Origin of the sequence: Massilia sp. 9096 (assembly GCF_000745265.1) — a bacterium.
Classification (GTDB): domain Bacteria; phylum Pseudomonadota; class Gammaproteobacteria; order Burkholderiales; family Burkholderiaceae_D; genus Telluria.
The window spans coordinates 140647-155404 of record NZ_JQNN01000001.1; the positions used below are offsets into that span (position 1 = coordinate 140647).

Consider the following 14758-nt stretch of genomic DNA (forward strand, 5'->3'; position numbering starts at 1 on the left):
CAACCTTTACACAAGGAGACCCGCATGCAGCAAGTCGCCCTGGTGACCCTCCACGGCATGGGCGCCCAGCCGCTCGACTATGCCGAGCCGCTGTTCGCGGCGCTGCGCAAGCGCCTGGCGCCGCACCAGATCGAGGCCTGGATCAGCTTCCGCGCGGTGTATTACGAGGACATCCTGCAGGTCAACCAGGACATGGTCTGGGCGCGTGTCAAAACCGGCGCCCAGCTGCACTACGACGAGCTGCGGCGCTTTTTGCTGTTCGGTTTCGGCGAGGCGGCCGGGCTGGAGAACCGCAAGGAGATCGACGGCTCGGTGTACGAGCTGGCGCAGGAGGCGATCGCGCGCCAGCTGCTGGACGCCTGGGAGCACGGCCCGGACGCGAAGGTGGTGTTCCTGGCGCAGTCGCTCGGCTGCCAGGTGCTGTCGAGCTACCTGTGGGACGCGCAGAAGGCGGCGCGGGGCGGGCCGGTGGTGGCCGGCATCTGGAAGGACATCGACGCCTGGTCGCTGCGCGCGCTCGGCCGCATCCTGCTGCCCGAGCAAAAGGCCTTCCTGCGCGGCGCCAGCTGCGCCGGGCTGGTCACGACCGGCTGCAACATCCCGATTTTCGTCGCCGCCCACAAGACGATGGACGTCAAGCCGATCGACCGCACGCTGATGGGACCGGGCTTCGGCTGGCTCAACATCTACGATCCCGACGACGCGCTCGGCTGGCCGCTGCAGCCGCTCTCGCCCGAGTACGCGGCGCTGGTCGAGGACCGCGCGATCAATGCGGGGCAGGGGATGATCAACTGGATCCTCAAGAGCTGGAATCCGCTCTCGCACCTGGCCTACTGGACCGATGATCGGGTGCTGGAGCCGCTGGCGCAGGTGATGGTGCGGGCGGTGGGGACGGGGGAGGCCGGCTAATGCGAAACGATGGCTGACTCGTACAGTAGACTGATTGGAGGCGGGCTATCCGCCAGAAGGAATCGTTTCCCGTTCAGCAATAGAAAACCTTTTCGATGAATATTCTCCCCTATACAATCGACCACTATGACGATGTGATGGCTTTGATGCACGGCACGTCCGGAGTAGCGATCCGCGATGCCGATTCTCGGCAAGCGACAGAGCGCTACCTCGCACGTAATCCGGGCATGAGTTTCCTGTGTATCGACGCAGGGCGGGTGGTGGGCTGTGCGATGTGCGGCCATGATGGGCGTCGCGGATATCTGCAGCACGTCGTCGTCGATGCGGCGTATCGCGGCCGTGGTATCGCCAACGAACTGGTCGAGAGCTGCTTGGCGGAGCTATGCAAAATCGGGATCGAAAAAACCCATATCGATGTTTTTGTCGACAATGATCTCGCTAACCGTTACTGGACACGGCGCCGATGGCAGCGACGGCAAGACATCTACCGCTATTCACTGAATCGTTCAGGTAGAGAGAGCGCTTGAAGTAAGGTCTGCAATGGGCCAACAGCGTACTGACTCGTGCCGGACAGGACCAGCGTTCCAGGCACCGATCGAATTGCTCAGATGCAAACGCTCGCGTACGCTTTTACGATACCGGGAAGTGGTATGTCGAGTCCTGGGTAACGAACCTGATCTTTTCCTGGACGATTGCCATGATCCTCTCCATGCTGTGTATTGCAGTCCTACACGCGTGGGCAGGTGTGATCCCGATTGTATTCATATCGATCGGGACGTTTTGGTACAGCCGTGAGGTTTATGAGTTGTTTTGCGCTAAGCAATTGATTGAACAGCTACGTGCGTCGACGCCAGGGGTACCGGCTTAACAAAGATGGGCTCGACGTAGCATTTCAAGTTGCGTGGCGACTATCGCTTGTCGAAATGGATCAGGGTAATCCATAGGTATCCTTTTGCCCAAGCGGTGTGGAGTCGGGTTGGAATCGGATCGTCACGACACCCCTGGCGCATGTTCTTTTGCTTGTACCGCTTCCAGTAACCGTCCCCAGCTGATCGGCAGTTCGTCACGGCGGATGTTCAGCCTCGTGTATTCAATGTGCTGTACCGCAGAGCCCGATGTGGCTACGCCCTGGGTGTGCGCCGCGGCGCGGACGAAGCGCTCAATTGAGGCCTCGTCCGTCCACACCGTCGCGGTCCAGACTTCATTGCCAAACAATTGGCGCCGCACCGAATACCCGACCAGTCCCGGTTGGGAAGGCAGGCTGTCGAGCACGCGGTAAGCGGCATCATCGAAACTTTTCCGTTTGTCCGCATCGACGGTGGCGTGGGTGATGGCGACGATGAGTTGCTCGTGCGCGGTGCCGTTGTCGATTCCCTGTTGGTGGGACAGGCCGTCGATCCATTTGAAAGGCATCGAAATGCTGCAGCCGGTGACGAGGGCGGCCAGCGCCGTCAGGGAAAACATCCGTAATGAGGTGGGCATGGTTGACCTTGAAGTCATGTGTTACGCGAAGGCTTCGCCGCCGCGGTGGTCTTGATTGACTTGTTGGCATGGTATGCTCGGCGTTTCTTCCAGGCCATGCTTGGGAATCTGGATTGCTATCTCAATCGTCTGGAATGTCATGGACCCACTGTCGGACCTGCTGTCCACGCTCAAGCCCAACGACTATATGTTTCGCGGGATCGACATGGCCGGCGCGTGGTCGCTCCAGTTTCCGGCAAACGACGGGCTTGGCTGCTATGCGGTGATTTCAGGCGAATGCTGGCTCGCGATGGAGGGCGATGCCGCGCCCATCCGGCTCGGTCCAGGCGACTGCGTTCTCCTGGCCAAGGGCAAGCCATTTCGCTTTGCAAGTGATCTCGACCTGCCTGCTATCGACGCTGTCGGATTTGTGACGTCCGCCGTGGCTGGGGGCATCGCAAGCATGCATGGCGGAGGCGAGGTCACAGGAGTCGGCGGCTTTTTCCATTTTCCCGAGAAGGATGCTGGCGACCTGTTGCATGCGCTGCCGGAGGTCATACTCATCAATAATCCATCGAATAAAGCGGCGCTGCGCTTTTCGATGGAGCTTTTGATGCAGGAGCTGCGGGACATGCAATCCGGCGGCCACCTCGTCGCCATCCATCTCGCCCAGATGGCGCTCGTCCTTGCGCTGCGCGCCTACCTCGGGCGCGCGCCCGCGTTACGGCAAGGATGGCTCGCTGCGGTGGCCGACAAGCAGCTCGGCAAAGCCATCACTGCCATTCATAAAAACCCGGGGTGCGGGTGGACCTTGCAGACGCTGGCCGAACTGGCCTGCATGTCGCGCGCCACGTTCGCGTCCCGCTTCAAAACCACGGTAGGCGTCGCGCCGATCGAATATGTGCTGCGCTGGCGTATGCTGGTGGCCGGTGAGAGGCTGGCATCGGGCGCAAGGGATTCGATCGGCGCGATCGCTCTGTCGCTGGGCTATGCGACCGAGAGCGCATTCAGCGCCGCCTTCAAGAGAACGATGGGTTGCTCGCCCGACGCCTATCGGCGCAGGGCACGGTCCGCCCCAACCGCTTGAGATGCATGCGCGCCGGACCGGCACGCAGCGGCGATCGAACGCCCCTGCCCGCGACGCTCACTCCTTGCCCTTGCGCTCCTCGTCCTCGCGATGCATGCGCGCGCGCACGCCGCCATCGACTCCGGTTCCGGTCGGCGGCGACAGGTACAGCGAGCCGCTGGTCGGCGGCTGCGTGGCCGGGGCATGCTCCATCTGCGAGGTGTGCGCGACGTTGGCCGCCATGCGCTCGGTGATGTCGGGCGCGATGCGGTGCGACCAGTAGGCGCCGCGCGCCTTCCAGCCGGTCGGCACTTCCTCGCTCGGGTGCACCGAGGCGTAGACGATGTAGTCGACCACCTTCTCGGCGTCGTCCATCATCGGCATGCGCGCGGTGCGGCCGGTGTAGTTGGCGGCATGATCGAAGAAGGGCGTGTCGGTCGCCCACGGCATGATGGTGGCGATCTCGATCGGACCGCGCACGCCTTCGAGGCGCAGCTCTTCGCGCAGCGCGCGGTCCAGCCCGAGGATGGCGGCCTTGGTGGCCGAATACGAGGCGTGGTAGGCCAGCGGGATCTCGCTCTCGACCGAACCCAGGTTGACCAGCACGCCGTGGCCCTGCTTGCGGAACTGCTCGAGCGCCAGGTGGCTGCCGTAGATCACGCCCTTCAGGTTGACGTCGACCACGCGCGCATGGTCCTCGGCCGGCACCTTGTCGAATTCGCCGATCGCGCCGACCGCCGCGTTGTTGATCCAGACGTCGATGCGCCCGAAGCGCTGCAGCGTGGCGTCGCGCAGGTGGCGCATGTCGTCCAGCTTGGAGACGTCGGTGGTGACCACCAGCGGCGTACCGCCCGCGGCCTGGGCCTCGCTCGCGACCTGGTTCAGCACCTCGGTGCGGCGCGCGGCCAGCACCACGTTGGCGTGCATCTGCGCCAGCCGCAATGCGGCCCCGCGCCCGAAGCCGCTGGACGCGCCGGTGATCACGTAGGTCTTGCCGGCGATGCTTTGCCGGTCGTCGGCGCTCATCGTGGCGCAGCCGCCGAGGATCAGCGCCGAGCAGATCAGGGCGCCGCGCATCAGGAAGGACAGCATGGTTTCTCTCCGGTCGTCGGTCTGGATTCGAAACTGCATGCTAGCTGCACTGACGGCGAGCCCGGCGTTCGATACGTCGCGGCATTGGAATGGCCGCGCCCGCCCGCCCGCGCGCGCGCGCGGGCTCACCCGGGCATTTCGCCCGGCTGCAGCGTGAACACCGCGCGCACCTCGCCGGCCGGCGTGCCGCGCGCATTCTTGATGCCCGGGGCGCGGTAGGCCTCGAGGTGCGCGCGCCGCCTGGCATCGAGCAGCCCGAGCTGGTCGAGCACGCTGAACACCGCCGGGTGCAGCGCGCGCACGGCGCCGTCCGCGACCTTGATCGCGATGCCGATGCCGGCCGAGCGTACGCCGATCGCCTGCACCGCATCGGCGCCGATCTTGGCGACCCAGTCGCCGCCGCCGGCCGTCATCCAGGCAAGGTCGGTGCGCTCCGAGCCCGAGACCAGGTCGGGCCGCGCGCTCATCGCATCGAACAGGTCGCCCATGGCGCCGCCCAGCTTCGGGTCGCGGCTGCCTTGCGCCAGGCGCGCGTACAGGTGGGCCAGGCGGGCCAGGGGCATCGCGAAGTTGGGCGCCGAGCACCCGTCGATCCCGGTCGGCAGCATGTCCTGGTGCATCTGCACGGCGTCGGCCAGCGTGGCGCGGATCGTCTGCTGCAGCGGGTGCGACGGGTCGACGTAGCCGCGCGTCGGCGCGCCGTGCATGCGGCACCAGGCCAGGAAGCCGCTGTGCTTGCCCGAGCAGTTGTGGTGGACGGTGCGCCAGCGCCGGCCGCTCGGCACCGGCAAGCCGGTGGTGTCGTAGTACAGCGGCGCGGCGCAGCCGCATTCGAGGTGGCTTTCGTCCAGCCCGATCTTGGCCAGGATCGATTCCACCCCGGCCAGGTGCTTTTCCTCGCCCGAGTGGCTGGCGCACAGCAGGGCCAGTTCGTCGCGCGTCAGGCCAAAGCGCGCCGGACCGTCGGCGAGCACGAAGGGCAGGGCCTGGAAGGGCTTCAGGGCCGAGCGCGTGAAGGTCATGAAGTCGGGATCGCCGGCGGAGAACAGCAGCCGGCCCGAGACGTCGACCACGGCCACCGAGCCGAAGTGGATGTTCTCGAGCGGGTAGCCGGTGTCGGGATAGCCACGCGTGGTGGCGACGAGCGGTACGGGATGCATGGTGTAGCCCGCAAGGTGCGGCAGCGGTTGGGATGGCGCCACTGTAGCGGATTTCGCCGGCCCGCCGTGCACCCATGCGCCGATGCAAAAAATGTATGCATCTGGCGCCGTTCGGCCGGCTTTTTCGACGCTTTATCCCGCTTTTTCCGCGTTCCGGCGGATGCGCGCGGACGCTGGAGGCGGCCCTGCCTAGACTGGTCTCACTCGCCCCACATTGTTCAACACGGCGACATGAAACCACCGATCCCTTGCTCACTCATCGACCAGGAGCCATCATGCGCATCTCTCAGGTTCTCGCCTTCGCCTTCGCCGCTGCCGCCGCCACCTTTTCCGTGTCCGCCTTCGCCGACCCGTCCATCCCGGCCACCCACGCCGCCAACACCGTGCTGGTGCAGGCGTCTCCGCACGCCGCCTACCATCTGTCGCCGGACGAGGCGCGCCACATGGTCGGCACCTTCCAGCTCGACGACGGCCGCACGCTGACCGTGACCAGCCAGCGCAGCAAGGTGTTCGCCGAGTTCGACGGCAAGCGCGAGGAACTGGTGCCGACCGGCGGCAAGCGCTTCGTCAGCCGCGACAGCGGCGCCGAGCTGACCTTCGATCGCGTGCCGTTCGCCGATGAGGTCGTCTTGAATCAAGCTAAGCACTGAATGGACGACACCCTCAAGGGAACCTCGAAAACCGTAGCGAGCGGAAGCCGAGGGCGAGGATCTGTCCGAGCGAGAAACGCAGCCGTACTTACGGTACGGCGAGTATCGCAGGCCGCCTCCGCGACGCGCAGTAGGTTTGCGAGGTTCCCCTCACGAGCCGAACTTACCTGCCTGGTAGTCGCGGATGGCTTGATTGATTTCCTCGCGGGTGTTCATCACGAACGGCCCGTGCGCCACCACCGGCTCGTTGATCGGGAACGCGTGACCCAGCAGCAGCACCGCATCGTGCGCGGCACGCACGCGCAGCTCGTCGCCTTGCGGCTCGAACTCGCACAGGTGCATGGCGCTGACGGTGTCCGGCATCGCCTCGATCACGCCGCGCACCACGTACAGGAACACGTTACGGTCGAGCAGGCCGTCGAGGTACAGCTCGCCGCCGGCCTTCATCTCGACGATCGAGAGGAACACGCCGGTGAGCGACTCGAACGGACCGGTCACGCCGCCGAACTGGCCGGACGAGAGATGCACGCGTACCTTGCCGCCGTCGGCTTCCACCACCGGGATATCGTTGGCCTGCAGGCCGGTGTAGCGCGGCTCGGTCATCTTCAGCGCGGGCGGCAGGTTGACCCAGAGCTGCAGGATCTCGAGCGGGCCGCCGGCCTGCATGAATGATTGCGGCGAGATTTCCGCATGCACCAGGCCGCGTCCGGCGGTCATCCACTGCACGCCGCCCGGGCCGATCACGCTTTCGTGGCCGGCGCTGTCGCGGTGCGCCAGCTCGCCGTCGAGGATGAAGGTGACCGTCTCGAAGCCGCGGTGCGGATGCGGGCCGAAGGGCAGGCCGCGGTTGTGCGGCGGATAGACCTGCGGACCATGGTGGTTCAGGAACAGGAAGGGATCGATCTGTTCGACGTGCGGACCCGGCACCGGCCGTTGCGTGATCAGGTCGCCGATATCGTCACGCATGGCGGGGTGCAGGCGCTGGATGGTCTTGAAGGTCATGCCGGGTTCTCCTTTGATTGTTGGCGATACGATACCCGATTGCGCGTGCGGGCGACGCCGCGTCCGCCTTTGCACGCCTGGGCTTCCCTGCTAGACTCCTTGCGCTCCTGCAGCGGGAGCATGACGAGAACAAAGCACGAGAACCAGGAGACAGGGTATTTCATGAAGAAGAAGTTTTTGCTGGCGGCGACGCTGCTGGCGCTGGCCGCGGGTGCGGGTGCGGGTGCGGGCGCACACGCAAGCGAGGCCGTCGCGGCGGGTGCGGCGGCACCGTCCGCCATCGCGCCGGCGGCGCCGAGCGAGACCGCCATGCGCGCGGCAAAGCACGCGTTGGACACCTACCAGGACGACGTCGTCGACACCCTGGCCAGGCTGGTGAGCTACGACACCGTCGCCGATCCCAAGCTGCCGTGCGAGCGCAATCCGCGCCACGCCGCCTTCAAGGCCGCGCTGAAAGCGGAAGCGGTCCGCCTGGGCCTGGACTTCACGGACTACGGCTGCGTGGCCGTGGTCGGCCTGGGGCAGGCGGTCGAGAACGGGCAAGCCCGGCCGCGCCTCGGCCTGGTGGCGCACGGTGATGTGCAGCCGGTCGACGCGTCCAAGTGGAAGCAGTCGCCGTTCACGCTCGACCGCACCAGCGAACCGGGCCGCCTGCTGGCGCGCGGCGCCGAGGACGACAAGGGGCCGATCGCCGATGCGCTGTACGCGCTGAAGTCGCTCGAGGACTTGCAGCTGCCGCTGAGCAAGCGCATCGAGCTGTACGTCTACATGGCCGAGGAATCGGACTGGGCGCCGCTGGAAGCGTTCGTCAAGGCGCATGCGATGCCGGAGATGAACATCACGCTCGACGCCGAATACCCGGCCGTGGTCGCCGAGAAGGGCTTCGGCATGCTGGCGGTGACCCTGCCCAGGCAAGCCGCGCCGGCGCCCGCGGACGCGCCCTGGATCCGCAGCTTCACGGGCGGCTTCTTCGCGGCCCAGATCCCCGAGGACGCCACGGCCGTCGTCGCCAACGCCAACCCGGCCCTGGAAGCCCAGCTGCGCCAGCGCGCCGCCAGGCAGACGGCGCTGCGCACCACCTTCGCCTGGGACGGGCAAGACCTGAAAATCACGGCCAAGGGCGTCTCGGCGCACTCGTCGAAACCCGAGGACGGCGTCAACGCGATCAGCATGCTGGCCGACGTCCTTGGCGGGCGCACCTGGCCCGACACCACCGCCGGGGCGCTGGTCAACTTCCTCAACGAGATGGTCGGCACCGGCTACTACGGCGAGAAGTTCGGCAACATCGCCTACCGCGACGCCTTCATGGGGCCGATGACCTTCGCGCCGACGGTGATCCACGACCGCGGCGACGACCCCAAGCTGGCGCCCGAGCAGCGCGGCCTCGAGCTCGGCATCAACATCCGCCGCCCGCAGGGCAAGACCACGCAGCAGCTGTCGAACGAGATCAACGCCGCGCTGGCCCAGTGGCAGGGCGCGCACCTGCAGCTGGCCAACGTCCAGACCGAGATCGGCGAACCCTGGGTGCAGCTCGACGCGCCGCAGCTGCCCACGCTGCTCGGCGTGTTCTCGGCCTTTACCGGCATCAAGGACCCGAAGCCGGTCGCGATCGGCGGCGGCACCAACTCGCGCCTGTTCCCGCATGCCGTCAGCTTCGGCCCGTCGATGCCGCACACGGTCTATACCGGCCACACCGAGCACGAATTCATCGCCACCAGACAGCTGTTGCTGAACCTGCAGATGTACACGGCCGTCATGGCCGAGCTCGCCAAGTAATGCCCACCCGCGCCGGCCCTTCGTGCCGGCGCTTTTCCATCTCCGAAGCCATGCCCGATGCTGCGAGCGCACATGGCAAGCCCGGCACGATTTTGAACACTGATCGAATGCGTAGGTCAACTTCGCGCGGGAACAGGGAAAACCTTCCATTCATTATGTAAGCTAAGTCCTACATCAGGCCAGCGCTCATAGGAGAAACAGCCTGGATCGCAGCCCTTTCCCTAGGAGAGAAAGCAGGGCGGGGTAGCGCTAATCGGTAACACCTTCCAAGGCTTATTGAACCCTGGAAAATGTGGTGCATACGGAAATAAAATGTGTCGAAAACGCCATGATAGGATCAACCCCTGACCGCGTTCGCGCTCGTTCGCGCCATTTGCCATCTTACTCAACCATGCACAGCCAAGATCTCGTAAAACCTGACGGACGACAACTCACCCTGTACAGCAACCTGCCGATCCCGGCCGGCATCGTGGCGACCAGCCCATTCGCGGAGCCGCAGAACGCCAATCCGCACCTGCGCTGGCATCCATTGCGCGGCGAGTGGGTGACGTATGCCGCGTTCCGCCAGAACCGCACCTACCAGCCGCCGCCGCAGTACAACCCGCTGGCGGTCACCAAGGACCCCGAACATCCGACCGAGATGCCGGCGGGCGAATACGAGATCGCGGTGTTCGACAACCGCTTCCCGTCGCTGGCGCTGGAGTCGCACGATCCGCCGACGCTGACGGTGCCGACCGCGCCCGCCAACGGCAAATGCGAAGTCGTGGTGTTCACCCAGGATCCGCAGGCATCGCTGGGCCGGCTGCCGCTGTCGCGCATCGAGCTGCTGCTGGAAGTCTGGGGCGACCGCACCACGCGCATCGGCGCCAACCCGAACATCCAGTACGTGCTGCCGTTCGAGAACCGCGGTTCCGAAGTCGGCGTGACGCTGCACCATCCGCACGGCCAGATCTACTGCTATCCGTTCGTGCCGTCGGTGCCGGCGCGCCAGCTGGCGCAGGAACGCGAGTACTACCAGCAGCACGGCTCGAGCATGCTGGTCGACATGGCGCGCGATGAAGCCGCCGACGGCAAGCGCGTGCTGTACCAGGACGAGCATGCGATCGCCTTCGTGCCCGCCTGCGCGCGCTATCCGTACGAGGTGTGGGTCATGCCGACCGCGCCGTGCAAGGATTTCGCCGCCCTGACGCCGCCGATGCGCGAGAGCCTGGCGCGCGCGCTCAAGACGGCGCTGCTCAAGTTCGACACGCTGTGGAACCGGCCTTTCCCTTACCTGATGGCCTGGTACCAGGCGCCGACCGACGGCGAAGCGCATCCGGAAACCCAGCTGCACGCCCAGTTCTATCCGCCGTATCGCACGCGCGACCGCTTGAAGTACCTGGCCGGCACCGAGCTGGCGGCCGGCATGTTCGCGATGGACGTGCTGCCCGAAACCACCGCCTACGAGCTGCAGCAGGTCGAAGTCAACCTGGAGGAAGGTGCATGACAGTGGCGAGCGGCGATCGCGCGGCCGAATCCGCGGCCAAGCTCGGACTGCTGCGCAACGCGCTGCTGCAGGCCGGTGCGGGCGCGATCCGGCTGCGCGGCGCCGACTGGTTTTCCTGGGCCACGGCGGGCGGCGATTGCGCGGTGCGGCTGGCGTCCGACTGCGGCGTCGCCGAACTGCTGGTGACCGCCGACGAAGCCTGTGTCTTGACCGACGAGGTCGAGGCCGAGCGTATCCGCCAGGAAGAAGTCCCGGCCGGCTTCACCTATCACATCGCGCCGTGGGCCGAGGCCGAGCTGCATGACACCTACGCCTTGAACGCGGCCGCAAGCGGCGGCAATGCCGGGATCGTGCTGTCGGACCGCCCGCGCACCGGCGAGCAAGCGCTGCCGCACGGCCTGCGCCTGCGCCGCATGGCCTTGACGCCGGCCGAGCAGGAACGCTACCGCGCGCTGGGCCGCGCGGCCGCCGAGGCGCTGAGCGACGTGCTGCGCGCCGCCAGGCCCGACTGGACCGAAGTGCGCCTTGCCGGCGCCGGCTGCGAGGCGCTGATGCGGCGCGGCATCCAGCCGGCCCAGGTGCTGGCGGCCGGCAGCCGCCGCCTGCACCTGTACCGCCATCCGACCCCGACCTTCGAGCCGATCGGCGACCATGCGATGCTGGTGTTCAGTGCGCGCCGCCACGGCCTGTACGCCAACCTGACGCGCTTCGTGACCTTCCGTCCGTTGAGCCTCGACGAGCGCAACGAGCAGCAGGACCTCCTGCAGGTCGAGGCCACCGCCCTGGACGCTGTGCGCCCGGGGCAGTCGCTGGCCGCGGTCTACCACGCGCTCGACGCGGCCTATCGCCACGCCGACCGGCCGGACGCGATCCGCGCCTACCACCAGGGCGGCATCACCGGCTACGCGGCGCGCGAACTTTCCGCCAGTCCGACCAGCGCGACCGGGCTGGAAGCCGGCATGGCGTTCGCATTCAACCCCAGCTTCGACGGGATCAAGATCGAAGACACCTTCCTGCTCGGCCCCGGCGGTCTTGAAAACCTGACCATCGACCCGAGCTGGCCTACAACAACAATACGAGGCCGTGCGCGGCCGCTTTGGCTGGAGGCGACAACATGACTAGTCCAGAAACCTTTTTCGGCGGCGCCCCCGAGGCGCTGGCATCCGCGCCCGGGCGCGTCAACCTGCTCGGCGAACACACCGACTACAACGACGGCTTCATGCTGCCGGTGGCGACGCCGCAGCGCACCTCGGTTGCGCTGGCGCGTTCGCACGACGACAACCACCATTTCTACTCCGGCACGCTGGATGGCAACGTGACCTTCGCCGCGAAAGGCGGCAGCGCGCCGCAGGGCTTCGGCAGCTACATCGAGGGCTGCATCCGCCTGGTCGAAGCGACGGGCGTCGAGGTGCCGCCGCTGCGCGTGTTCGTCACCACCAACCTGCCGGTCGGCTCGGGCCTGTCGTCGTCGGCGGCGCTCGAAGTGGCGACCCTGCGCGCGCTGCGCCAACTGCTGAACTTCGAACTCGACGACGTCAAGCTGGCGCAGATCGCCCAGCGCGCCGAGATCGACTACGCCCACGTCAACTGCGGCATCATGGACCAGATGGCGTCCAGCCTGTGCGACGAGCGCAGCATGCTGTTCATCGACGCGCGCACGCTCGAGCACCGGCTGGTGCAGATGCCGCCCGATACCGAATTGATCGTGATCGACTCGGGGATGCCGCGCACGCTCGCGGCCAGCAAATACAACGAACGCCGCGCCGAGTGCGAGGAAGCGTCGCGCAAGCTGGGCGTGCAGGCCCTGCGCGACGTGACCGATCCAGCGCTGGTCGAACAGCTGCCCGACGTGCTGCGCCGCCGTGCGCGCCACGTGGTGCTGGAAGACCTGCGCGTGCTGGAAGCCGCCGAAGGCGTGTCGGCCGAACGCTTCGGCGAACTGATGAACGCGTCGCACGACAGCCTGCGCGACGACTATGAAGTTTCGATTCCCGAGCTCGACCAGTTGGTGGACGCCTTGCGCGCCACCCCCGGCGTGCTCGGCGCGCGCCTGACCGGCGCCGGTTTCGGCGGGGCCACGGTCGCGTTGTGCCGTGCCGGCCAGGCTAGCCAAGCTGCACAAGCAGCACTCTCCACCTACAACAAAAACGGACGCCAGGGACGCATCCTGATCCCGGTGTCCTCCCAAGGAAAGGAAAACAATGAGCCAGTTTGAGTATCCCCGCCCCCAGCTGGTACGCGACAATTGGGTCAACCTGAACGGCAAGTGGCGCTTCCGCTTCGCCGACGGATCCGATAACCGTACCCCGGACAGCGATGCTGCCTGGACCCACGAGATCAACGTGCCGTTCGCACCCGAGACCGAGCTGTCCGGCATCCAGGACACCGGCTTTCACCGCTACTGCTGGTACGAGCGCGACTTCGAGCTGCAAGCCTCCGACGAGCGCACCATCCTGCACTTCGGTGCGGTCGACTACTCGGCGCGCGTCTGGGTCAACGGCAAGCTGGTGGCGGAGCACGAGGGCGGCCACACGCCGTTCTCGGCCGACATCACGCACGCCCTGAACAGCAACGGCAAGCAGACCGTGACCGTGTTCGTCGAAGACGATCCGGCCGACCTGGCCAAGCCGCGCGGCAAGCAGGACTGGCTGCTCGAGCCGCACTCGATCTGGTATCCGCGCACCACCGGCATCTGGCAGACCGTGTGGATCGAGCAGGTGCCGCGCAGCTTCATCCACCGCCTGCGCTGGACCCCGATCTTCGAGACCTTCGAGATCGGCTGCGAAGTGTTCGCCGGCGGCGACATCCTGGAAGACATGTTCGTCGAGGTCAAGATCTGGCACGGCGAACAGCTGCTCGCCGACGATCATTACAAGCTGGTGGCGGGCGAAGCGAACCGCAAGATCGCGCTGTCCGACCCGGGCATCGACGACTCGCGCAACGCGCTGCTGTGGAGCCCGGAGACGCCGACCCTGCTCGACGCCGAGGTCATCCTGCGCTGCGGCGACCAGGTGGTCGACCACATCAAGTCGTACACCGCGCTGCGCTCGTTCCACATCAACCGCGACCGCCTGCTGCTCAACGGCCGCCCGTATCCGCTGCGCCTGGTGCTCGACCAGGGCTACTGGCCGGAGTCGTTCATGACCGCGCCGTCCGACGAGCACCTGAAGCGCGACGTCGAGCTGGCCAAGAAGATGGGCTTCAACGGCGTGCGCAAGCACCAGAAGATCGAAGACCCGCGCTACCTGTACTGGGCCGACAAGCTCGGCCTGCTGGTGTGGGAAGAGATGCCGTCGGCCTACCGCTTCACGCCGCGCGCGATCCAGCGCATCGTGAAGGAATGGACCGAGGCGATCGAACGCGATTACTCGCACCCCTGCATCATCGTGTGGGTGCCGTTCAACGAATCCTGGGGCGTGCCGAACCTGACGCTGACCCAGGCGCATCGCAACGCGGTCGAGGCCCTGTACCACCTGACGCGCACGCTCGATGCGACCCGCCCGGTGATCGGCAACGACGGCTGGGAAGCCTCGGCCACCGACATCCTGGGCATCCACGACTACGACTGCAACCCGGAAAAGCTGAAGGCGCGCTACGAGGTCAGCGACCCCGTGCGCACGCTGTTCGACCAGCGCCGCCCTGGCGGACGCATCCTGACGCTGGACGGGTTCCCGCACCGCGGCCAGCCCATCGTGCTGACCGAATTCGGCGGCATCGCGTTCGACCCGAACGCGACCCCCGAGGACGGCACCTGGGGCTACACCCGTGCCCACACGGCCGAGAGCTATCTCGAGCTGTACCGCAACCTGCTGAAAGTGGTCAACGAGACCTTCATGTTCAGCGGTTTCTGCTACACCCAGTTCGCCGACACCTTCCAGGAAGCCAACGGCCTGCTCAACGCGGACCGCACACCGAAGCTGCCATTCGAGGTGATCAGCGCTGCTACCCGAAATGTCCAGTTGCAACAGACCAGTGACATCGACCCGGAGGAGAAGGGGGCAGGCCCAGCCTGAGAGATCCGCAATAAGCTAGTGCGCGTTGCCGGTGCGTCGGGGACGCCGAGTCCTGCGATGCTCGCTGTACGCCTGTACAGCTGCGCTTCTCGGACGCACCGCCTGCCGCTCGCTACGCTTCTTGCGGACCTCTCTGACTAGAC

13 protein-coding genes are annotated in these 14758 nt (G+C 66.3%); 9 read left to right on the forward strand and 4 right to left on the reverse strand.

Annotated elements, in window-relative coordinates:
* Positions 1-24 precede the first annotated feature (24 nt).
* Positions 25-909, forward strand: coding sequence for a hypothetical protein (locus tag FA90_RS00620; RefSeq protein ID WP_036164761.1), 885 nt, complete (start codon positions 25-27; stop codon positions 907-909).
* Between the two features lie 95 nt (positions 910-1004).
* The gene (locus FA90_RS00625; RefSeq protein ID WP_036164762.1) at positions 1005-1436 is read left to right on the forward strand and encodes a GNAT family N-acetyltransferase; all 432 of its coding nucleotides are present in this window, start codon (positions 1005-1007) and stop codon (positions 1434-1436) included.
* 463 nt (positions 1437-1899) lie between these two features.
* Here FA90_RS00625 and FA90_RS00630 read toward each other — a convergent pair whose 3' ends face one another.
* Entirely contained in the window at positions 1900-2391 is a 492-nt protein-coding gene (locus tag FA90_RS00630; RefSeq protein ID WP_197065217.1) for an antibiotic biosynthesis monooxygenase family protein, read from the reverse strand.
* A 139-nt stretch (positions 2392-2530) separates the two neighbouring features.
* Between FA90_RS00630 and FA90_RS00635 the strand changes: the two genes are divergently transcribed.
* The gene (locus tag FA90_RS00635) at positions 2531-3457 is read left to right on the forward strand and encodes an AraC family transcriptional regulator (RefSeq protein ID WP_036173494.1); all 927 of its coding nucleotides are present in this window, start codon (positions 2531-2533) and stop codon (positions 3455-3457) included.
* A 57-nt stretch (positions 3458-3514) separates the two neighbouring features.
* Here the strand turns inward: FA90_RS00635 and FA90_RS00640 are convergent, their stop codons facing one another.
* Both FA90_RS00640 and FA90_RS00645 read right to left on the reverse strand, forming a co-directional pair.
* Positions 3515-4567, reverse strand: coding sequence for an SDR family oxidoreductase (locus FA90_RS00640; RefSeq protein ID WP_197065218.1), 1053 nt, complete (start codon positions 4565-4567; stop codon positions 3515-3517).
* 86 nt (positions 4568-4653) lie between these two features.
* On the reverse strand, positions 4654-5688 hold the full coding sequence (locus tag FA90_RS00645; RefSeq protein ID WP_036164769.1) for an asparaginase: 1035 nt from the start codon (positions 5686-5688) through the stop codon (positions 4654-4656).
* A gap of 275 nt (positions 5689-5963) precedes the next feature.
* Here FA90_RS00645 and FA90_RS00650 point away from each other — a divergent pair, with 275 nt between their 5' ends.
* A complete protein-coding gene (locus FA90_RS00650; protein WP_036164771.1) occupies positions 5964-6338 on the forward strand; it encodes a hypothetical protein in 375 nt (124 codons plus the stop codon).
* A 150-nt stretch (positions 6339-6488) separates the two neighbouring features.
* On the opposite strand, the gene FA90_RS00655 is transcribed toward FA90_RS00650, so the two are convergent.
* Positions 6489-7340: a pirin family protein gene (locus tag FA90_RS00655; RefSeq protein WP_036164774.1), complete on the reverse strand. Its 852-nt coding sequence runs from the start codon at positions 7338-7340 to the stop codon at positions 6489-6491.
* 162 nt (positions 7341-7502) lie between these two features.
* On the opposite strand from FA90_RS00655, the gene FA90_RS00660 reads away from it, so the two are divergent.
* The 5 genes from FA90_RS00660 to FA90_RS00680 all read left to right on the forward strand — a co-directional run bounded on the left by FA90_RS00660 (position 7503) and on the right by FA90_RS00680 (position 14615).
* Positions 7503-9116 carry a dipeptidase gene (locus FA90_RS00660; protein WP_036164776.1) on the forward strand — a complete coding sequence of 538 codons (1614 nt, stop codon included), beginning with the start codon at positions 7503-7505 and terminating at the stop codon, positions 9114-9116.
* A gap of 391 nt (positions 9117-9507) precedes the next feature.
* A complete protein-coding gene (gene galT, locus FA90_RS00665) occupies positions 9508-10602 on the forward strand; it encodes a galactose-1-phosphate uridylyltransferase (RefSeq protein ID WP_036164778.1) in 1095 nt (364 codons plus the stop codon).
* Positions 10599-11720, forward strand: a complete 1122-nt coding sequence (locus tag FA90_RS00670) for a Xaa-Pro peptidase family protein (RefSeq protein WP_051971290.1) — start codon at positions 10599-10601, stop codon at positions 11718-11720. Before galT ends, FA90_RS00670 begins: the two co-directional genes overlap by 4 nt.
* The gene (gene galK / locus FA90_RS00675; protein ID WP_036164785.1) at positions 11717-12817 is read left to right on the forward strand and encodes a galactokinase; all 1101 of its coding nucleotides are present in this window, start codon (positions 11717-11719) and stop codon (positions 12815-12817) included. The genes FA90_RS00670 and galK overlap by 4 nt, the downstream gene beginning before the upstream one ends.
* The gene (locus FA90_RS00680; protein WP_036164788.1) at positions 12804-14615 is read left to right on the forward strand and encodes a glycoside hydrolase family 2 protein; all 1812 of its coding nucleotides are present in this window, start codon (positions 12804-12806) and stop codon (positions 14613-14615) included. Before galK ends, FA90_RS00680 begins: the two co-directional genes overlap by 14 nt.
* Positions 14616-14758: the final 143 nt, after the last annotated feature.